Source organism: Bifidobacterium choloepi (assembly GCF_010667615.1).
In the GTDB taxonomy this organism is placed as follows: Bacteria; Actinomycetota; Actinomycetes; order Actinomycetales; family Bifidobacteriaceae; genus Bifidobacterium; species Bifidobacterium choloepi.
Map to the genome: position 1 here is coordinate 1007198 of NZ_VYSG01000001.1, position 19871 is coordinate 1027068.

The window sequence follows — 19871 nt, forward strand, 5'->3', positions numbered from 1 at the left end:
CCCGCCGGCGAACATCGAGGGTCTTCCGGGACGGGCCCCCTACACTTTGGCGTAACGGTTGGGAAGGAAGAATCGTCCGGAACCAGGAGGCTCCGGCACCGTCCCCGCAAAGGAGCATTCATGACTACTGTCGCTGTCGTCGGCTGCACGCACGCCGGCGTGTTCGCCACCAATTCCATCCTCCAGCAGCATCCCGACTGGGACGTCCACGTGTTCGAACGCAACGCGACGGTCTCGTTCCTGTCCTGCGGCATCGCGCTGTGGGCCGGCAACCACGTGTCCGACCCGAAGAAGATGTTCTATTCGTCGCCGGCCGCGCTCGAGGAAGCCGGCGCACACGTGCACATGGAGACCGACGTCGCCGACATCGACGTCGCCGGTCACAGCCTCGTCTACAAGTCGCTCGAGACCGGTGACACGGCGGCGCTGCCGTTCGACAAGCTCGTCGTGACGACCGGCTCGCGGCCCGTCGTGCCGCCGATTCCCGGCATCGATTCGCCGCTGGTCACGACCTGCAAGAACTGGAACGACGCCGTCTCGATCCGCGAGCGCTCGCACGGCGCGAAGTCGGCGATCGTCATCGGCGCCGGATACATCGGCGCCGAGCTCGCCGAGCAGTTCAGCCTGAACGGCATCGACACGACGCTGATCGACGGCCTCGACCGCGTGCTCGCGAACAACTTCGACAGGCCGGTCACCGACCTCGTCGAGCACAAGTTCGCCGAGCACGGCGTGCATCTGGCGCTCGGCCAGAAGGTCGTCGCGTTCTCGACCGACGAGGAGGCGGGCACCGTCACCGTCACGACCGGGCAGGGCGAGTACACGGCCGAATTCGCCGTGCTGGCGATGGGCTTCGTGCCGAACACCGACCTCGTGCGCGACCAGGTCGAGACGCTCGACAACGGCGCGATCGTCGTCGACGACTACATGCAGGCGTCGGTGCCGGACGTCTACGCCGCCGGCGACGCCGCGACGGTGTTCTACAACCCGACCGGCAAGCACGACTACATTCCGCTGGCCACGAACGCCGTGCGCCAGGGCCTGCTCGTCGGCCTCAATATTGACAAGCCGACCGTCAAGTACATGGGCACGCAGGCGACGAGCGCCGTGCAGCTGTACGACCTGTCGCTGGCCGCGTCCGGCCTGACCGAGGCCGGCGCCGGCCGCCGCGGCATCGTCGCCCGCTCGACCGAGCTCGTCGAGGAGTACCGTCCGCAGTTCATGCTGTCGACGGCGCCGGTGACCTGCATCCTGACGTGGGATCCGGCGACGCGCAAGGTGCTCGGTGGCCAGTTCTGCTCCACCGCCGACATCTCCGGCGCCGCGAACGTCGTCTCCGTCGCCATCCAGGCCGGCTTCACGATCGACCAGCTCGCCAATGTCGACTTCCTGTTCCAGCCGAACTTCGACCAGCCCGTCTACTACGTCGGCGCCGTCGCGATGAAGGCTGCCGGAGAGCGGTAGGCTTTCTTTTGCCAGGAATGCCCGTCGATGTCGGAACCCCGAGCTTGCGGCTCGGGGTTCCGACATCGACGGGCATTGATTCAGCGGTCGCCGAGCGGCCCCGCCCACTCGGTCGGCTCGGGTTCGCGGGCGGAGGCGACCGTCGCCGGCGGCTCGCTCAGGGCCGGAATGGTCTTCGGCTTGAACGGGAAGCGCTCGGCGCGCATCTTCTCGTAGGCGACGATGTCGTCCTCGTGCTGCAGCGTCAGGTCGATGTCGTCGTAACCGTTCATCAGGCGCCAGCGCACGTAGTCGTTGACCTCGAACGGCAACGTGACGTCGCCGCACGTGACGGTGCGGGCCCCGAGGTCGACGGTCATCTGCAGGCCCGGCTCCTCCTCGAGCAGCTTCCACAGCAACTCGACCGATTCCTGCGGCATGATCGCGGCCAGCACGCCGTTCTTCGCCGTGTTGCCGTAGAAGATGTCGGCGAAGCTCGGCGCGATGACGACGCGGAAACCGTAGTCGTGCAGCGCCCAGACGGCGTGCTCGCGGGAGCTGCCGATGCCGAACTCGGGTCCGGCGACGAGGATCTGTCCGTCGGCGTACTCCTTGCGGTTGAGCACGAAGTCGGGGTCGCGGCGCCACGCGTAGAACAGCGCGTCGTCGAAGCCGCTGCGCGTGACGCGCTTGAGGAAGACGGCCGGGATGATCTGGTCGGTGTCGACGTTGGATCGGCGAAGCGGCACTCCGGTGCCGGTCAGCGTGGTGAGTTTCTCCATGTCGCGAAGTCCTTCGGTTCTTCAGTGAAATATTGGGAACGATTCGTCCGTCACGGGCCGGCTGCCTACAGGTCGGCCGGCGACGAGATCGTGCCGCGGATGGCCGTGGCGGCGGCGACGGCCGGCGACGCGAGGTGCGTGCGGCTGCCCTTGCCCTGGCGGCCCTCGAAGTTGCGGTTCGACGTCGAGATCGAGCGTTCGTGCTCGACGAGCTTGTCCGGATTCATGCCCAGGCACATCGAGCACCCGGCGTTGCGCCATTCGGCGCCGAAGTCCTTGAAGATCCGGTCGAGGCCTTCCTCCTCCGCCTGCAGGCGGATGCGGGAGGAAGCCGGGACGACGAGGACGCGGTGGATCGAATCCGCCTTCCTGTGGCCCTTCATGATTGCGGCTGCCGTGCGCAGGTCCTCGATGCGGCCGTTCGTGCACGAGCCGATGAACACGGTATCGACCGGAATGTCCTTGATCTTCTGGCCCGGCGTCAGGCCCATGTAGGCGATCGCGCGTTCGGCGGCCGTGCGCTCGGTCGCGTCGGCGATCGTCGCCGGATCCGGAATGCTGGCCGAGATCGGCGCACCCTGACCGGGGTTGGTGCCCCACGTGACGAACGGCTCGAGGTCGGCGGCGTCGAGCGTCACTTCGGCGTCGAACACGGCATCGTCGTCGGTCTTCAGCGTGCGCCAGTACTCGATGGCCTGGTCCCACAGTTCGCCCTGTGGCGCGTGCGGACGGCCCTTCAGGTATGCGAATGTCGTCTCGTCCGGCGCGATCATGCCGGCACGGGCGCCGGCTTCGATCGACATGTTGCAGATGGTCATGCGCGCGTCCATGCTGAGCTGTTCGATCGCCTTGCCGCGGTATTCGAGCACGTAGCCCTGGCCGCCGCCGGTGCCGATCCTGGCAATGATGGCGAGGATGATGTCCTTGGCCGTGACGCCGTCGGGCAGGTCGCCGTCGATGTTGATCGCCATGGTCTTGAACGGCTTCAGGCTCAGCGTCTGCGTGGCCATGACGTGCTCGACCTCGGAGGTGCCGATGCCGAACGCCAGCGCGCCGAACGCGCCGTGCGTCGAGGTGTGCGAATCGCCGCAGACAATCGTCATGCCCGGCTGCGTCAGTCCGAGCACCGGCGCGAACGCGTGGACGATGCCCTGGTCGGCGTCGCCGAGCGGGTGCAGGCGCACGCCGAATTCCCTGCAGTTCTTCTCGAGCGTCGTCAGCTGCAGCGCGCTCGTCTCGTCGGGGTTCGGCCGGTCGATGTCGACGGTCGGGGTGTTGTGGTCCTCGGTCGCGATGAGCTGGTCGACGTGGCGCGGCGTGCGGCCGGCAAGGCGCAGGCCGTCGAACGCCTGGGGGCTCGTCACCTCGTGCATGAGCATCAGGTCGATATACAGCAGGTCCGGCGCTCCGTTGTCGCCCTTGCGCACCAAGTGATCGGCCCACACTTTCTCGGCCAGCGTCATGCCCATGACGAAACCTCCTTGCGTCGTTTTTCGTCAGACCAGCGTAGATTTTCCAGAAGGGTGTTCACATTAATGTGTCGAATGGTGAGATGGGGAGATTTGATGGTGATCCCTCTTGTAAGTAAATTATGTTGACAAACGCCAATCGTTCCAGTTTCCAACGGTTTTCAAGGGGCCCATAAACGATTTTCTCTTCATTGTCGTTTTGCGTTTCAGTATTTGAGATGTAATAATCGTGACCATGACAACTTCTACGCTCAACGCCGAAAGCACCAAGCGCGTCCCAGACGACGTCGCCGCCAATCCAACCAGCCCATCGAAGGACAGCGCCCCGCGCCTGCCCGCCACCGACAACGAAATCCACTCGGGCGTCGGCGTGCTGGACAAGACCGTCAAGATCCTCGATGCGCTCGAGTCCGGTCCCGCCACGCTTGGCCAGCTCGTCTCCGCGACGGGCCTGGCGCGTCCGACGGCTCATCGGCTGGCAATTGCGCTGGAACGCCACCGCTTCGTGCTGCGCGACCAGCATGGCCGCTTCGTGCTCGGTTCTCGATTCGCCGAGCTCGCGGCCGCCGCCGGCGAGGACCGCCTGCTGGCCGCCGCCGGCCCGATCCTGCAGACGCTGCTCGACCGCACCGGCGAATCGGCCCAGATCTATCGTCGCCAGGGCGAGCAGCGCGTCTGCATCGCGTCCGTCGAGCGCGCGTCCGGTCTGCGCGATTCGATCCCGGTGGGCGCCATGCTGTCGATGGAAGCCGGTTCGGCTGCACAGATCCTGCTGGCATGGGAAGATTCCGAGCGCCTGCACCAGGGCCTGCGCCACGCGAAGTTCACGGCCGCCAAGCTCGCCGCCGTCCGCAAGCGCGGTTGGGCCGAATCGATCAACGAACGTGACGAAGGCGTCTGCTCGATCTCGGCGCCGATCCGCAACGCGTCCGGCCAGGTCATCGCCGCGATCTCGATCTCCGGCCCCTCCGGCCGCATGGGCTCCAATCCGGGCCGCCGCTACGCCCCGCTCGTCATGGGCGCCGGCAAGTACCTGACCGACGCGCTGATCAAGGCGTCCGTCAGCCGCGGCTGACCTCGAACCCGGTACGATTCGGCTTCCGCCGACGTCCGCCAACCATCGATCAGGCCACTACGGACGCCAACGACGCCGCCCATCGCGACGACGCCGGCGGGTAAGCTGGAAAACGACCGCCTGCGAACCGGACGCATTCGCGGCCAATGTGGATCTCTACACTGATCCGCCTTGGCCGGCCGAAGGGTCCCAGGCAGTCATCACGTCAATTTCTACCGACCCCGGCACGGTATCCACCCGCGCGCTCCTCCGGGAGCCTGCGAGCCGTGCCGGGGTCCTTGCATGTCATCGCCGCCGTTATCGCTGCAGGATGCGGTCGAGGACGCGGGCGAACCAGCTGGGCCTGTGCAGCAGGTCGACGCCTTCGCTTTCGGACTTCGAGGCCGCCGTCATGCCGTAGACATAGGCCTTCTTCGAGCTGGGCTTGCCGACGATGTCGCCGTATTCGAGCAACTGGGTGCGAGGATCGTACGGATGGCGGATGTCGAACTCGAAGAGCCGGGCCGCGCGCTTCGCCGGCACCGGACCATACGACTCGAAGCCGGCCGTCGGCGTCTCGATCAGCTTGACGCCTTCCACGCGGCCCGAGAACGCGTTGCGGTGATCGTGGCCGGCGGCGACGGCGAAGTAGCCGTGCGTATCGTGCAGGACGGCGAATTCGCCGGCGTCGTTGTCCGGGCAGCTGACGCCCTCGCCGACGTAGCTGCCGGGGTCGGCGCGATCCTCGTCGAGCGCGTAGTACTGGCCGGCGAACATGCGGTAGCCCTCGATGGCGTGGGCCGTCGTCGGCGAGACCGGCTTGAGCAGCTGGTAGTACTGCGGCATCGCCGTGTGCTGGAAGACAATCGATTCGACGTCGTGGCCGAGCTTTGCCGGCAGCTTGCGCAGGAACTCGAGGCCGCGGGCGGACGGGCTGCCGTAGCCGCCGGCGCGGGCATAGTCGCCCGAATCGAGCAGGACGAGGCCGATGACGGTGTGCCGATGCTCGGCGTCGGACACCGGCAGCGCGAACGTGCCGGGCTCGCAGGCGTAGACGTACTGGTCGGGCAGCGTCTTCGACATCTCGAATTCCATCAGGTCGTCGCCGCACAGCGACGCGTCGCCGTTGAGGCACCCCTCGAAGCCGCGGTAGATCTCGTCAAGCTCGGCGTTGTCAAGACCGCACTGGAAATCGTGGTTGCCGTACGTGACGGCCCACGGCACGCCGGCGTCGATGAGCGGCTGGACGAATTTCGCGATCTGCGCGCGGACCGTCTCTCTCGTCTTCTCGAGATCGGCCTGCCGGCGCTTGGCTTCGGGACTGTTCGGGCGGGGATTCGGCGTCTGCCAGCGACGCTTGCGGTACGTGGCGGCGTAGGCGGCATCGTAGCCGGCAATCTGGTTGCCGGTAAAGATGACGACGTCGGGCCGGGCGGCCTCGAGCGCCGCCCTGATGAGCAGGATCGTGTCCTTCGAGACGTTCGGACCGTCCTGGATGTCGGCGAACTGCAGCACGCGGAACTTGCCGGAATGATGGAACTGCAGCCGTCCCAGCCGCGCCGAGACGGACAACGGACGATTCTCCCCCTCATCCGTCCGGGGATGCAACTGCGCGCCGTGTTCACTCATAGGCTCTACGATAGCCCACCGGCATGGCGTTTCACCACCGGAACGTTTCCGGCGCCGCGATGCCGGCACTGTCCGGACGGCGTTGGCGCAACGGTGCCGGAAAACAAAAAACCCTCGCGTTTCGCGAGGGTCATTGGCTGGGATGCCTGGACTCGAACCAAGAATGGCTGAACCAGAATCAGCTGTGTTGCCAATTACACCACATCCCAATTTGGCAGGCGTGACAACTGTCGACATTCATCTTCAGTTGTTGCGTCGTACCCCCGACCGGATTTGAACCGGTGTTGGCGCCGTGAGAGGGCGTAGTCCTAGACCGCTAGACGACGGGGGCCTGTTCTTTGCTGCTCCGTGAAGCAACGAAAAGAAAATATACACGGATGCCCATGACTGCGCAAGTCTCGGCGTGTCGCGCCATTTTTCAACGATTTTGCGCCCACGCCCAACGTCCGCTCTCCTCTCCGAAGAGAGGCGGAAATCCCGGAGAGAGGCGAAAATCCGGAGGATTTCCGGCGGGAGCATGCAAACGGGCCGGAGCGCCGCGTCGATTGATCGACACAACGTTCCGGCCCGTTCAAGAGCTTCCGCCGGTTCGGTCATGCCTCGGCCAGCTCCTCGGGGGAAAGCGAGTCCTGTCAGCCCCTGATCTCGGCGAGGTGCTCGCGCAGGCCCTTGAGGCGGGCGACGGAGATGTCCTTGCCGACGATCTCCATCGATTCGAACAGCGGCGGCGAGACGCGGCGGCCGGACATGGCCACGCGGACCGGGCCGAACGCCAGGCGCGGCTTGTAGCCGCCCTTCTCGACGAGGACGTCGGTCAGCGTCTCGTGCAGGTTGTCGGTCGTCCAGCCGTCATCGGAGATGTTCTCGCAGGCGGCGATCGCGGCGTCGAGCACGTCGGCGGACGAATCCTTGAGCTGCTTGACGGCGTCCTTGTCAGGGGCGATGTATTCCTCGGTGGACAGCAGCGAGCCGACCATGCCGCCAACCTCGCCGAGCAGGCGCACGCGGGACTGGACGAGCGGCGCGGCCTTCGTCAGCACTTCCTGCTCCCATTCGGTCAGGGCGTCCCAGTTGTCGGCGGAGACGAGGCCTTCCTTGAACAGGTACGGCACCGAGCGGTTCAGGAAGTCCTGCGGCTCGAGCATGCGGATGTGTTCGGCGTTGATCGAGATGGCCTTCTTGAGGTCGAAGTGGGCCGGATTGGCCTTGACGTCGCGCACGTCGAACGCCTCGACCATCTCCTCCATCGAGAAGATGTCGTTGTCGGGGCTGATCGACCAGCCGAGCAGCGCCAGGTAGTTGAGCAGGCCTTCCTTGATGAAGCCGTTCTCGCGGTGCAGGAACAGGTTGGACTCGGGGTCGCGCTTGGAGAGCTTCTTGTTGCCCTCGCCCATGACGTACGGCATGTGGCCGAACAGCGGCATCTGCCTGGCGATGCCGAGCTTGATCAGGTACTGGTACAGCACGATCTGGCGCGGCGTCGACGGCAGCAGGTCCTCGCCGCGCAGCACGACGTTGATGTTCATCATCGCGTCATCGACCGGGTTGGTCAGCGTGTACAGCGGATCGCCGTTCGGGCGGACGATGACGTAGTCCGGCACCGAACCGGCCTTGAACTCGATGCGGCCGCGGATCAGGTCGTCGAAGACAATGTCCTCGTCGGGCATCTTGATGCGGATGGCGGGCTTGCGGCCCTCGGCGCGGAACGCGGCCTTCTGCTCCTCGGTCAGCGTGCGGTCGTAGCCGTCGTAGCCGAACTCCTTGGGACGGCCGGCCGCCACGTTGCGGGCCGCCGTCTCTTCCGGAGTGGAGAACGATTCGTACGCGTAGCCGGCCTCGAGCAGCTTGCGGGCGGCTTCCTTATAGAACTCGCCGCGCTCGGACTGGCGGTACGGACCGTCGGGACCGCCGACCTCGATGCCCTCGTCCCAGTCGATGCCGAGCCACTTGAGGGCGTCGATGATCTGGTTATAGCTTTCCTCGCTGTCGCGCACGGCATCGGTGTCCTCGATGCGGAACACGAGCGTGCCGCCGGTGTGGCGGGCTTCGGCCCAGTTGAACAGCGCGGTGCGCACCATGCCGACGTGCGGGGTGCCGGTCGGCGACGGACAGAAGCGCACGCGGACGTTTTCGGGCAGTTCGGGCTTCACGTGGTCGAGCGCCTGCTCCTGCGCCTTGACCGGATTGGAAGCGGAATCAATGGGATCAACGGTGTGTTCTTCACTCATGGGTTCCATTGTGGCGCGAAACAAGGACCGGCAAATAGACAAAACTCCCTCCATAGAGGGAGTCGGCGAGGCGAATTCGAGCCGGTGGAAGTTACAGCTCGACCGTCTCCTTGTTCGGATCGTCCTTGACGTGGGCGAACTTGGCGGCGAGCGCCTCCTTGTTCTTGCGTTCGTCCTCGGCCTTGGCTTCCTCCTTGGCCTTCTCGGCGTCCCAGAGCACGTCCTCGCGGTGGCGGCGCCATTCGGCGGCGGCCATCGGCGCGAGCGTCTCGCCGAGGACGACGGCCGCGTCGGCCGTCGAGTAATCGCCGTTCGGTGTCTCGTAGGCCGCGACGAGGCCGCGCAGCTGCCCGGCCGACGCGTACAGGCGCGGCACCGACAGCTGTTCGGCGAGCTCGTTGGCGAACGGCACGAGCGGCAGGGCGGCCTTGCCGACCTCGGAGACGCGGGCGGCTCCCGCGCCGCCGATCTGCGGCGCGGGAGCCGTGCAGCCCAGCTGGCGCAGCAGCACGCGCAGCAAGTCGTCGATCGCGACGACGACGATCGCGAAGCGGCCGGCGAGCGCGGCCGGCGTGGTTTCGAGCAGGAAGTGGCCGTCGGCGGCGATCCTGGCGTCAATGTAGGCCTCGAGGTCGGCGACGTGCGCGCGGACGGCGTCGACGGTCGCGTCGTCCCAGCCGGCGCCGAGCAGGCTGGCGGCCTCGAATAGCACGTCGGTGTTCTTCGTCTCGCTGAATTCGTCGATCGTGTCGTAGGCGTCGTTGGCGGCGAGCAGCGCGTCGACGATCCGCTGGTCGCAGCCGGGGATCGTCTCGGCGCCTTCGTAGACGTACTCGGCGTCGGCCGGCCGGATTTCCTCGCCGGTCATTGCCTCGGCGAGCGCCGTCGTGATCCGTACCTGCAGGTTCTCGACGTACTTCGCGTCATTGTCCATCTGCGCCGCGTCGGTCAGTGGCCAGAGCGCCTCGAGTTCCGAGGCCGTCTCGCCGGCCTCGCGCACCTTCGCCAGTGCCGCCACCCGTTCGATCGTCGGCTCGCCCTCAAACGTCATCGTTCATCCTTCCGCTTGCCGGTTGCGTTGTTTCTGCGCACCATCGTACCGCTGTCGACCGTCGCTGTCGGCAATCGTTGAACAGCGTTCCGAGCGATCCCCGCCGGCGGGGTCCGCACAGGTTACCTGACGTCCCTCGCCGGGTCGACGTAGGTGATTGACAACACTTCCTTCGTGTCGTTGTCGAACGTGATCGACGTGATCGAGGCGAGCGCGGTCTTGCGCAGCAGCATGTTGTGTTCGGGATGGCCGGTCTCGAGCTTGTGGCGGAACGACCAGATCGGCGACTCGTGCGAGACGACGATGATCTGCTGGCCCGGGTACTCGTCGACCTTCTCGGCGACGAACTGGCCGACCCTTTCGGCAATCGACCGGTAGGTTTCGCCCCAGCTCGGCTTCCAGAGGTTGGCGACGAGTTTCCAGTTGCCGTTGCGCCACAGCGCGCCCTCGCCGTGGCCGATCCTCTTGCCGCGGAACTCGTTGCCCGCCTCGATGATCCGCTCGTCGGTGATCAGGTCGAGCGGCGCCTCGCCCTTCGACGCGCGTTCCCTGTTGAGCGCCGTCAGGATGGCGTCGGCCGTCTCGCGCGTGCGGTCGAGCGGCGACGAGTAGACGGCGACGGCCGTGTTCATCTGCGGGCTCTCGGCGATGTACTTGCCGGTCGCCTCGGCCATGCGCCGGCCGCGCGCCGACAGGTGGAAGTCGGGCAGTCGCTCGTAGAGCAGATGGTCGGGGTTGTAGACCTTGCCGTGCCGCACAAAGTTGATCGTCGTCGCCGTCATCGTTCAAGTCTCCTTCGCTGGAATTCAATGGAACGATTCTCCCAACCCAGTCGGACGGAATTTCTTCCCGGGAAAACCGGCTGGTTGCGGACCTCCTCCGGACGCGGGAATCGTTCATCCCAGACGAATAGTTTTGTGAATAAACTATGTTGCGTCGACAACTTAAGCAACATCGTGAAAATTTAAGTTGGCAACTTTTCCAATCGTTGGAAAAATACCGCGTGTCGCCACCCTACCCGCTCGTAAAGTATCCCTCGCACGTCAATGCGATCACGGCCGATCGGCCACCAACCCCGACCCCGAGAGAAGAAAGGAGCGGCATGCCCATGACCAATGGCGTTGTTTCCGGCATCAAGGACCTTGGCCACCGTATTTTCGGCGGCTACGCAGAATTGTTGAGCATTCCCCATACGGCCCGTTTCACCGTCGGCGCGGTCATCGCGTGCATGCCGTATCCGATGGTGGGCATGACGATCACGATCGCCGTCCAGTTCTACTACGGCAACTATTCGCTGGCGGGCGGCCTGACGGCCGTGCAGGCGATCGCCGGCGCGGCGCTCGGCCCGGTGCTCGGCACGCTCGTCGACCGGTTCGGCCAGCGTCAGGTCTCGATTCCGACGATCGTCGTCTGGATGGTCGCGGCGACGGCGATGATCACGTGCATCAAGGCGCACGTCGCGCCGTGGATCCTGTTCTGCATCGTGCCGTTCCTCGCGGCCACGCCGCCGTGGGGCGCGATGAGCCGCCAGCGCTGGACAAACCTGCTCAGGCACAACCGCGGCGATGTCAACCGCGCGATGAGCCTGTGCGGCGTCTTCGACGAGGCGATGTGGGTGGTCGGCAATCCGCTGGCGTCCATCCTCGCCGTCATTTCCGGCGTCCTCGCGTTCTCGTTCACCGGCATGTGCGTGATCATCGGCGCGCTGATGTTCCTGACCGAGCTGACGACCGAGCCGATGAGCCAGACACGGCTCGCGAAGATGGACGGCGTCTCGCGCGCCGAATTCCGCCGGCTGGAAGACGAGAAGGCGAAGAAGCTGCGCGCCGAGACGGCCAGGCTGGACGCCCGCCGCCGCATGACGGCCGAGGGCGCCTCCCCCGAGGCGACGAAGGCGGCCGAGCAGGAGGCCTACGATCGCGCGATGGCCGGCAAGAAGGAATCGATCTGGGGTCCCGGCCTCGTCGCCGTGTGCGTGACCTGGTTCGGCCTCGGCGCCTTCCAGTCGGCGGCCAGCATCTCGATCGTCTCGTTCGCCACCGAGGCCGGCATGAAGTCGTACACCGGCTTCGTCTTCGCCTGCTTCTCGATCAGCTCGCTGACCGGCGCGCTGCTGTACGGCGCAAAGAACTGGACGATTCCGCTGTGGAAGCGCTTCTATTTCTGCCTCGCCGTCGTCAACCTCGGCATCGGCACGTTCCTGTTCGCCAGGCACCTGTGGGTCATCATGATCATCTACCTGGTCATCGGCGTGTGCCAGGCGCCGACATGGGTGAACGGCAACCAGCTCATGCTGCACCTCGTGCCGCAGACGCGCTTCACCGAGGGCATGGCGTGGATGGGCGCGATGAACTCGATCGGCGGTTCGGCGGGCTCGGCGATCGCCGGCGTCTTCATCGACCGCTACGGCTCGCACGGCGGCTTTTCCGTCGTCACGATCCTCGCGCTCGTCTCGCTCGCGATTGCGTTCTGCGGCCTGAAACAGATCAAGACCAGCACCGAGACGCCGGTACTGACCGAACTGGGCTGAATCGTTCCGCTCTTCCGCCAGGCTCTTCCAGCCGGACCGTCCCGTTACCAGGGCGCCCTCACCTGCTCAAGCACGATCACCTACGCGAGTGGCCTCTCCTTGATGTCACGATCCGAGCTGTCAGCTCGGGTTCATGACATCAAGGAGAGGCCGCTTCAAACAGACGGGCGAACGGTAGACAGTTCGCAGTGGAGGCTTAATGCCAGCCCTTCGGCGTGTGCTCGATCGACCACATGCCGAGCTTGTGCGAGAAGCTTTCCTCCCACTTGAGCTCGATTTCCTCCTCGGTCAGCTCGGCGCCGGCGCGGCGGAACTGCATCATCAGCGGCGTGTGCGTGTCGTCGAGGAGCCACTTGCGGATGATGAAGTTCCAGACCATGACGATGGCCGTCGCGATGAGCTTGCCGACATTCGTGCGGATCAGGTACTCGATGTGCTGGCTGACATAGGCGTCGCGGTTCATGCCGTACGTCGACAGCCAGACGATGAAGTCGTTCATCAGCAGGCCGATGACGGCCGAGATGACGAAGATGACGACCTCCATCCAGCGAGCCATGTCCGGCCGGTGCTTGAAGACATACTTCATGCTCGCGCAATAGTTGAAGATCAGCGAGATGGTAAACGAAATCGTCGCGGCGACGACATTGTGCATGTGGAAGAGGCCGACCAGGAGGTTGAGGATGCCCCAGTCGATGAAGAATGCGATGATGCCGACGACGCCGAACTTCAGGATCTGCTCGATCAGTTTTTTCACGATGTTCCATTTAACACCGTGGCGTAGTCACGGGCAATGGGCACTCGCCGACTTTCATCGTTTTCTGTAGCCTGTGGCGCAAATTGCCACCGGACGATTCGCCGCTTCCTACACTGGAAACCGACAGGCAGGCGCGGCCCGTTCCGCCGTTCCGACGATATCCGGACGGCGGCGCAACCGCCCGCGCAGCGACCGCCAAACCATCACAACACCATCGGCGACGCCGGTCGCGGCGCCGCCAGCATTCCAAGGAGGCTTCCATGCCGGTCATCCACACCCATACGTCCGAACATCTCAAGCTGGGCACCCGCGAGGCGCTGAAGACGGCGTACGGCGAGTCCATCCACCACGTGCCGGGCAAGACCGAGCGCTGGCTGATGTGCATCTTCGATGACAGCCCGATGTACTTCGGCGGCGACGACAGCAAGCCGAGCGCCTACATCGAGGTCAATGTCTACGGCAACGACGTCCCGCGTGACTCGTGGGAGAAGCTGACCGCCGACATCATGAACGCCCTCGAGGCCGAAGCCGGCATCCCGAAGGACCGCACCTACATCCGCTACACCGCCACCCCGGACTGGGGCTGGAACGGTTCCAACTTCTAGACGCGTCCTAATCCCCTGGAAGGGGATCGAGGAGACGGGCGCGCGAGCGCGACGTCGACTCGAGGGGTCGACCGCACGGCGCCCCTAGGGCGCCATGCGCGCGCTGGAAGGCGACGTACCCGAACCACCGCGTCCAACAAAACATATCGAGGGGCGGCTCCCACAACGGGAGCCGCCCCTCATCTGGTATCCGGTACCGACCCGGATCAGACGATCTTCGGCATCGGCGTCGTCAGCGAGGTCGTCAGGTTGACATGGACCACGCCGGCGCCGGCATGGACCTCGACCTTCTTGAGCGTGACGGTGCGGTCGTCGGCCGGGGCGGCATCGTTGTCGGTCATCGTCGCCGGCGACTTAACGGCGACGAGCGCGAGGTCGTCGAGCGCAATGCCGGCCGATTCGCACAGGCGCCGCGCGTCGGCGAGCGACTCGGCGAAGCCGGCCTTCTCGATCACGCGCTCCGCCGGCACGCCGTAGGCGTGCGAGGCGACCCACTTGACGTTGTCGACGAGCGGCTCTCCGCGGTGGGAAGCCGGGACGTCGGTCTCCTCCTCGCCGGTGACGGCCGCGACGAAGTCGTCGAGCTGCGGGGCGAGCGCGTCGCCGCCGTCGCGGAACAGGTTGCCGATGACAGGCTTGCGGAAGCCGAGCTCGGCGGCCGTCTGCTCGAGCGCCGGCACCTGGTCGTCCTCGCCTTCCCAGAGGTTGATCAGCGGGAACGTCGGGATGCCGAGGCCCTCGAGGCGCTGGACGTGGAACGGATAGCGCCAGGACAGCGCCGGATCGTCGCGCCACGTGGAGGCGCGCGTGACGACGATCGCGGCCGCGGGCCACTGGGCGCCGAATTCGCGGCAGGCGATGTCGAGCCACTTCTGGGCGCCGGCGTCGGCTCCGTAGCCGGCCTCGACGATGACGACGTCGTGCAGCGCGCAGGCCAGGTCGACGGAGACGAGTGTCGGGATGCCGAGCGAGACGTTGGCGAACGGGCCGCCGTGGACGTAGACCGGCGAGCCGTTGACCGTCTCGGTCTTCGCCGGCTTGACGGCGTCGGTCAGGATGCCGGTGATGCGCCACAGGTCAATGAACTCGCCGAACGTGACGGCCTTGCCGTCCTTCGTGCCGGCGACCATCTTCGAGACGCGCTCGGCGATCTCGTCCATCGAGCGCGACAGCACGACGATCTGCATGAGTTCGCAGGTCGGCGTCAGCACCACGCGTTCGGGCACGTTGCCCTTGCCGCGGTCGACGGCGATCTGGCGCAGCGAGCGCGACGGCACCTCGCTGACGCGGGGCACGAGGACGGTATCCAGCAGCCCGTCGTCGATGGCCTTTTCCGCGAACGAGACGAGCAGGTTCTGCGCGGCCTCGATGGCGCCCATTTCGCCACACAGCCCCCAGTCGACGATTTCCGGATGGGTCAGCAACGCCTTGCCGCCTCCGGAGGCACCGCCCTTCGAGCCGGCGGCCGTGATGCCCATGCTCGGCTGGCGCAGCACGGCGGCCGCATCGATGCCGCGTTCGCGCAGCGCGTCGATCATCGCGATTGTCGTCGTGGTCTTGCCTTCGCCGCGGGATGCCTTGAGCGGGGTGTCGGCGGTGACGAGCACCACCTTGCCGTGCTTGCGCGGCGCATCCGGGTTGGCGGCGAGATAGTCGAGATAGCCGAAGGCGTCGATCTTGTCGACGAGGCCGTACTGGCGGGTGTAGTCCTCAATACCGGTCACTTGAGGGAGTTCCTTTCTGGTTCAGGAAAAACGGCTCGGTTCCCCACCGTAGTCGAAATGGGGAGCCGGGCCGTCATGGGGTCTGATCTTCGGACAGCGTCCGGGACGCGGGATCCGCGCCGATCAGAAGTCGGACATGCTGAACGAGTTCTTCATGCCCATCGAGGCGGTATAGAGCACCTTGCCGAGCAGCGCGTCGGTTTCGGTGCGCACTTCGTCGGCCATGCGCTGGTTGGCGGCCTCGAGGATGGTGCGGACCTTCTCGTCGCGGCAGGCGGCGATGACGTCGTCGGGCGTCATCGGCTGGACGTCCTCGTTGATGCCGTCCTCGGAGTAGTCCTCCTCGGCGGCGGCGATGTCGAGGGACAGCGAGCCGTCGAGCGCGTCGACCTGCGCGTCGGTGTCCTTGATCATGCGGTGGCCCTTGCCGCCGACCTTCTCCTGATAGGACTGGACGTCGGCCGCCGTGTCGGAGAACTGCGCGTCCGAGAGCGCCGCGATGATGCGGTCGGCCCAGTACAGGTTGTCGGTCGTGACGTGCGTCGTGGTGTTGGCCACGTAGTCGGGCATCGTGTCGACGTTCGGGTAGAACGGGACGATCGCGTTGAACGGGTTCGAGCCGAACGACATCCACTGGATGGTGCGGTCGGCCTGCGGACGGTACGGACGGATCTGCATGATCGCCAGCTGGTTGTTGCGGTTGATGCCGATCGGGCGGAACAGGTGGCGCGTGACGTCGGTGCCGAGACGGCCGTACGGGTCGTATTCGGTGCCCTGGTAGTGGGAGCTCAAGACGTACTTGATTTCCTCGATCGTGATCTTGTTGTCGGGCTGGCGGCACCACGGGATGTCGTCGCTCATCGGCTTGAAGTCGGCGTCCGGGCCGTCCCAGACCTCGTCGTACGGGTTGAGCGTGCGCTGCATGTACCAGGCGCGCGGCGTGTTGTAGACGTGGTCGGAGTCGGAGTGGGAACCGAACGCATAGCGGGGGTTGAACATCGAGGAGCCCTCGACGGCGAGGTCGAGGTGGTTGTGCTCGATGAATTCGCGCAGGTCGGCGGAGCACATGTGGTCTTCCTGGTCGCCGAGGGCGTCGGCGATGTCGAATTCGTCGATGCCCAGCTGGTTCGGCATCGTCACGTAGGCCTCGTCCGGCACGCGCTTGGCGATCCAGTGGTGACCGCCGACAGTCTCGAGCCACCAGATCTCGTCGGCGTCGGAGAACGCAATGCCGTTCATTTCGTAGGTGCCGTACTGCTCGAGCAGGGCGCCGAGGCGCTTGATGCCCTCGCGAGCCGTCTTGACGTACGGCAGCACGATCGTCAGCAGGTCCTCCTCGCCGATGCCGCCGGGCACCGCGGCGCGGTAGCCTTCCTCGCCTTCGCGGCCGACGGCCGGCTGGTATTCGACGAACGGATCGGCGCCGAGGACGCGCTCGTTCGTCGTGATCGTCTCGGTGGCGCTCATCGCGACGTTCGCCTCGTTGACGCCGGCTTCGCCCCAGACACCCTCCGACGGATCGGCGTTCGGGACGCACGAATACTGCAGCGGGTTGTCCGGCAGTTCGATCGTCAGGTGGGCGATGACGCTGGTGTAGGTCTTGGGCTGGTCGTCGGGCCTGACGACAATCAGTTTCTTCGGGCTGAATTCGCCGTTGCCGCTGTCCTCGTTGCGGGCAATGATCGTCGAGCCGTCGTAGCTCGCGTCCTTGCCCACCAGCAGGGTCGTACATGCCATTGGTTGCAATGCTCCTTTGTGTTGCTCCGGAACGGTGTTCCGGAGTGCTTCGTCAACAAATCGTTCTCCGGCGCCGCACCCGGTTTTCCGGTGCCGCGCCGTTCGTGGAACCGTCCGGGACTATACGCCGACGTGCGTGCTTTCCGGGCCGGCGCGTCGTTGCGCCGGCTGCCACGGGCGCGCCGTCAGGCGCGACCGGTCAGGAAGATCGCGCCTTCGTCGCGCACGTCGTTGCAGGACGCGAACGCGCGGATCATCTCGTTCATCCAGAATCCCTGTTCGAGTCCGGCCAGCGGCTTGCTCGTGCCCCAGACCTCGAGGAAGTACCGGTGATCCTTGTCCGGGGGCACCGGCCCGTTGTAGCGCATCGTCAGCGCAGGCTCCTGCGGGCGGCCGAGCAACGGCGAGGCCGAGGAATTGCGGCCCTGCACCGCCTCGGGGATCATGGCCGGCAGCTTGCGGGAGAAATCGGCCGGAATGGACAGGGCGTGCGAATCGTTCGGGTCGAACATCAGCGCGTCGACGGGCAGGTTGGCGACGGTCCAGTGAATCCACTCGAAGCCGCAGACCGGAATCGAGTCGGGGTCGAGGAACTGCCAGTGCAGGTAGTGGACGTCCGGGCGCAGCCGGTCGAGGTAGAACGGGAACGAAATGGCAGGTTCGCCATCGACCCTGTCCTGTTGCGGCGCCTGCTTGGCGTACTCGTCCGGAATGACGGTGAAGTCGGTTGAAATAATCATGTCTCTATTGTTCCCCTTTCCGGGTTCCGACAATCCGACGGCGTCCGCAATGATCCCGCGGGATCCGGCAACTATGCGGCGCCATCCACATGCCATCATTCCACAACTTCGTGCCCGATTCCGCTCGCGGCTGCGAACATGAAAAGGTCCGGACGCGGCAAGACCGCGTCCGGACCGTCAGCGTACCGTTCAGTCGGCGTAGGCGGAATCCCAGTCCATCGGCTTGTAGAAGTCGCCGTTGAGCGCCTTCTTCGCCAGCTCCTGCGCCTCGGCCATCGTGTGGTTGGCCAGCTCGGCGCGGACATCGTCGAGCGCGGCCGGCGACATCGACAGCGAGTTGACGCCGAGGCCCGCGAGCACGACGGCGAGATCCGGATCGGCGGCGGCTTCGCCGCACACGCCAACCGGCATGCCCTTGGCGTTGCCGGCCTCGCAGATCATCTTGATGTTGCGCAGCACCGCCGGATGCCAGGCGGTCTGGTAGTTGGCGACGGAACCGAGCGTGCGGTCCGCGGCCAGCGTGTACTGCGTCAGGTCGTTCGTGCCGATCGAGACGAAGTCGGCGACGTCGGCCACCTTGTCGGCCATCAGCGCGATAGACGGCACCTCGGCCATCGCGCCGACGAACTTCAGGCCGTAGCTCTTGCCAAGCTTGACGAAGTAGTCGGCCTCGTACTGGTCGGCGACCATCGGGGCCATCACCCACAGGTTCGCATCGGTCTGGGCGTCGGCGGCGGCGAGGGCCTTGAGCTGGTCCTCGAGCACCTGGCGATGGGCGACGAGCGTGCGCAGGCCACGCAGGCCGAGAGCCGGGTTCGGCTCGTCTTCCGGCGTCAGGAACGGCAGCGGCTTGTCGGCACCGGCATCCAGCAGGCGGATGACGACCTTCTTGCCCGGGAATTCGGCGAGCAGCTCGGCGTAGGCCTTCGTCTGCTCCTCGACAGTCGGCGGCTCGCTGTTGCCGATGAACAGGAATTCGGTGCGGAACAGGCCAACGCCCTCGGCGCCGTATTCGTGGGCGGCCTTGGCATCGGACGGCTTGCCGACGTTGGCGAGCAGCGGAATGCGGGTGCCGTCGGCCAGCTGACCCGGCTGGCCTCGCAGCTCCTTGGCCTTGTCGGCCTTGGACTTGGCCTGGTGCGCTTCCTCGACCTGCTCCTTCGTCGGCTCGGCGATCACTTCGCCCTTCGCGGCATTGACGATGACTTCCTCGCCGTCCTTGAGGTCGACGGCACCGGCGGCGGAGACGACGGCGACGATGCCGCGGGCACGCGCCAGGATGGCGGTGTGCGACGTCGGGCCACCTTCGGAGGTCACGATCGCCAGCGTCTTGTCGAGGTCGAGGCCGGCGGTGTCCGCCGGGGACAGGTCCTTGGCAACGAGGACAAACGGCTTGTCGCTGTCCGGCACGCCCGGAGCCGGCAGACCCATGAGGTCGGCGATGACGCGCTGGCCGACATCGTGCAGGTCGGCCGCACGCTCGCCCTGGTAGCCACCGATCGCGCGGAACATGTCCTCGACGGCGCCAAAGCCCTCGAGCACGGCGCGCTCGCCGGTCTTGCCCTGCTCGATGAGGTCCTTGATCGAGGCGGCCAGCTGCGGGTCGGACGCGAACATCGCGATCGCCTGCAGGATCGGGGCGGCGGACTGCACACTCTTGTCATCGCTGTTCGCGGCTTCCTCGGCGCGGCGGTTGAGGTCGGCGTTCACCGTGTTGAGCGCGGCCATGACGCGTTCGGTCTCGACTGCGGCGTCGATGCTCGCGTCACGGGGTTCGTCCTTCGGCTCCGGAAGCGGATCCGCCATGCGCATCACCGGCCCGACGGCCACACCGCGTCCAATGCCAACACCCTTGATAATCATGTGAACTCCTTATCCACACAGGACCGTTTCCCCCTGGACCAAACGCCACGTTGCTGCCGCGGGTATCAGTTTTTCAGGATTTACCGGTAAACCGTTTTTCAATCTCGGAATTATTTATTCCAAAAGCCTACCAATTATAACGTGTAAACGTTTTCTAAAAAACCGTGTGTCATGTTATACTGTGTTGCTATGCCGCACACGCGGAAGGCAACATCCACGTGAACGGCGCAAGTTGTATCTCTTTTGCGCAAAGGAGTGCCAC

At 65.6% G+C, this 19871-nt stretch carries 15 protein-coding genes and 2 tRNA genes; 4 read left to right on the forward strand and 13 right to left on the reverse strand.

Translation table 11 applies throughout. The features are described 5' to 3' along the window. The first annotated feature begins 120 nt into the window (after positions 1-120). Positions 121-1464: an NAD(P)/FAD-dependent oxidoreductase gene (locus F6S87_RS04125; RefSeq protein ID WP_163227333.1), complete on the forward strand. Its 1344-nt coding sequence runs from the start codon at positions 121-123 to the stop codon at positions 1462-1464. An 80-nt stretch (positions 1465-1544) separates the two neighbouring features. On the opposite strand, the gene leuD is transcribed toward F6S87_RS04125, so the two are convergent. Then, complete coding sequence (gene leuD, locus F6S87_RS04130; RefSeq protein WP_163227334.1) at positions 1545-2225, reverse strand: 3-isopropylmalate dehydratase small subunit; 681 nt, start codon at positions 2223-2225, stop codon at positions 1545-1547. A gap of 65 nt (positions 2226-2290) precedes the next feature. Then, positions 2291-3694: a 3-isopropylmalate dehydratase large subunit gene (gene leuC, locus F6S87_RS04135; RefSeq protein ID WP_163227335.1), complete on the reverse strand. Its 1404-nt coding sequence runs from the start codon at positions 3692-3694 to the stop codon at positions 2291-2293. Positions 3695-4025: 331 nt separating this feature from the next. Here leuC and F6S87_RS04140 point away from each other — a divergent pair, with 331 nt between their 5' ends. After that, entirely contained in the window at positions 4026-4769 is a 744-nt protein-coding gene (locus tag F6S87_RS04140; RefSeq protein ID WP_196779121.1) for an IclR family transcriptional regulator, read from the forward strand. Between the two features lie 297 nt (positions 4770-5066). Here the strand turns inward: F6S87_RS04140 and F6S87_RS04145 are convergent, their stop codons facing one another. From F6S87_RS04145 to F6S87_RS04170, 6 genes are all read right to left on the reverse strand, one after another. Continuing rightward, positions 5067-6377, reverse strand: a complete 1311-nt coding sequence (locus tag F6S87_RS04145) for a metallophosphoesterase (RefSeq protein ID WP_163227336.1) — start codon at positions 6375-6377, stop codon at positions 5067-5069. 134 nt (positions 6378-6511) lie between these two features. Continuing rightward, positions 6512-6586 (reverse strand) — tRNA-Gln (locus F6S87_RS04150). Positions 6587-6635: 49 nt separating this feature from the next. Further along, positions 6636-6708, reverse strand: a tRNA-Glu gene (locus F6S87_RS04155). Between the two features lie 301 nt (positions 6709-7009). Further along, on the reverse strand, positions 7010-8527 hold the full coding sequence (gltX, locus tag F6S87_RS04160; RefSeq protein WP_331270762.1) for a glutamate--tRNA ligase: 1518 nt from the start codon (positions 8525-8527) through the stop codon (positions 7010-7012). 169 nt (positions 8528-8696) lie between these two features. After that, positions 8697-9656, reverse strand: a complete 960-nt coding sequence (locus tag F6S87_RS04165) for a hypothetical protein (RefSeq protein ID WP_163227338.1) — start codon at positions 9654-9656, stop codon at positions 8697-8699. A 122-nt stretch (positions 9657-9778) separates the two neighbouring features. Further along, positions 9779-10438, reverse strand: coding sequence for a histidine phosphatase family protein (locus tag F6S87_RS04170; RefSeq protein ID WP_163227339.1), 660 nt, complete (start codon positions 10436-10438; stop codon positions 9779-9781). A 326-nt stretch (positions 10439-10764) separates the two neighbouring features. Between F6S87_RS04170 and F6S87_RS04175 the strand changes: the two genes are divergently transcribed. Further along, a complete protein-coding gene (locus F6S87_RS04175) occupies positions 10765-12186 on the forward strand; it encodes an MFS transporter (RefSeq protein ID WP_163227582.1) in 1422 nt (473 codons plus the stop codon). Positions 12187-12382: 196 nt separating this feature from the next. Here F6S87_RS04175 and F6S87_RS04180 read toward each other — a convergent pair whose 3' ends face one another. Next, complete coding sequence (locus tag F6S87_RS04180; protein WP_163227340.1) at positions 12383-12940, reverse strand: GtrA family protein; 558 nt, start codon at positions 12938-12940, stop codon at positions 12383-12385. A 260-nt stretch (positions 12941-13200) separates the two neighbouring features. On the opposite strand from F6S87_RS04180, the gene F6S87_RS04185 reads away from it, so the two are divergent. Further along, a complete protein-coding gene (locus F6S87_RS04185; RefSeq protein ID WP_163227341.1) occupies positions 13201-13545 on the forward strand; it encodes a tautomerase family protein in 345 nt (114 codons plus the stop codon). A 206-nt stretch (positions 13546-13751) separates the two neighbouring features. Here F6S87_RS04185 and F6S87_RS04190 read toward each other — a convergent pair whose 3' ends face one another. From F6S87_RS04190 to ptsP, 4 genes are all read right to left on the reverse strand, one after another. Next, positions 13752-15269 carry a formate--tetrahydrofolate ligase gene (locus tag F6S87_RS04190; RefSeq protein ID WP_163227342.1) on the reverse strand — a complete coding sequence of 506 codons (1518 nt, stop codon included), beginning with the start codon at positions 15267-15269 and terminating at the stop codon, positions 13752-13754. A 123-nt stretch (positions 15270-15392) separates the two neighbouring features. Next, a complete protein-coding gene (locus tag F6S87_RS04195; protein WP_163227343.1) occupies positions 15393-17006 on the reverse strand; it encodes a C69 family dipeptidase in 1614 nt (537 codons plus the stop codon). A gap of 185 nt (positions 17007-17191) precedes the next feature. After that, positions 17192-17746, reverse strand: a complete 555-nt coding sequence (locus tag F6S87_RS04200) for a YbhB/YbcL family Raf kinase inhibitor-like protein (RefSeq protein ID WP_163227344.1) — start codon at positions 17744-17746, stop codon at positions 17192-17194. A 189-nt stretch (positions 17747-17935) separates the two neighbouring features. Further along, positions 17936-19609, reverse strand: a complete 1674-nt coding sequence (gene ptsP, locus F6S87_RS04205; protein WP_163227345.1) for a phosphoenolpyruvate--protein phosphotransferase — start codon at positions 19607-19609, stop codon at positions 17936-17938. Positions 19610-19871 lie beyond the last annotated feature (262 nt).

Coding starts and splice junctions, on each gene's coding strand:
- F6S87_RS04175 (WP_163227582.1), top strand. CDS start 10,765: ATGACCAATGGCGTTGTTTCCGGCATCAAGGACCTTGGCCACCGTATT.
- F6S87_RS04200 (WP_163227344.1), bottom strand. CDS start 17,746: ATGATTATTTCAACCGACTTCACCGTCATTCCGGACGAGTACGCCAAG.
- leuC (WP_163227335.1), bottom strand. CDS start 3,694: ATGGGCATGACGCTGGCCGAGAAAGTGTGGGCCGATCACTTGGTGCGC.
- F6S87_RS04185 (WP_163227341.1), top strand. CDS start 13,201: ATGCCGGTCATCCACACCCATACGTCCGAACATCTCAAGCTGGGCACC.
- leuD (WP_163227334.1), bottom strand. CDS start 2,225: ATGGAGAAACTCACCACGCTGACCGGCACCGGAGTGCCGCTTCGCCGA.
- F6S87_RS04195 (WP_163227343.1), bottom strand. CDS start 17,006: ATGGCATGTACGACCCTGCTGGTGGGCAAGGACGCGAGCTACGACGGC.
- F6S87_RS04170 (WP_163227339.1), bottom strand. CDS start 10,438: ATGACGGCGACGACGATCAACTTTGTGCGGCACGGCAAGGTCTACAAC.
- ptsP (WP_163227345.1), bottom strand. CDS start 19,609: ATGATTATCAAGGGTGTTGGCATTGGACGCGGTGTGGCCGTCGGGCCG.
- F6S87_RS04165 (WP_163227338.1), bottom strand. CDS start 9,656: ATGACGTTTGAGGGCGAGCCGACGATCGAACGGGTGGCGGCACTGGCG.
- F6S87_RS04145 (WP_163227336.1), bottom strand. CDS start 6,377: ATGAGTGAACACGGCGCGCAGTTGCATCCCCGGACGGATGAGGGGGAG.
- F6S87_RS04125 (WP_163227333.1), top strand. CDS start 121: ATGACTACTGTCGCTGTCGTCGGCTGCACGCACGCCGGCGTGTTCGCC.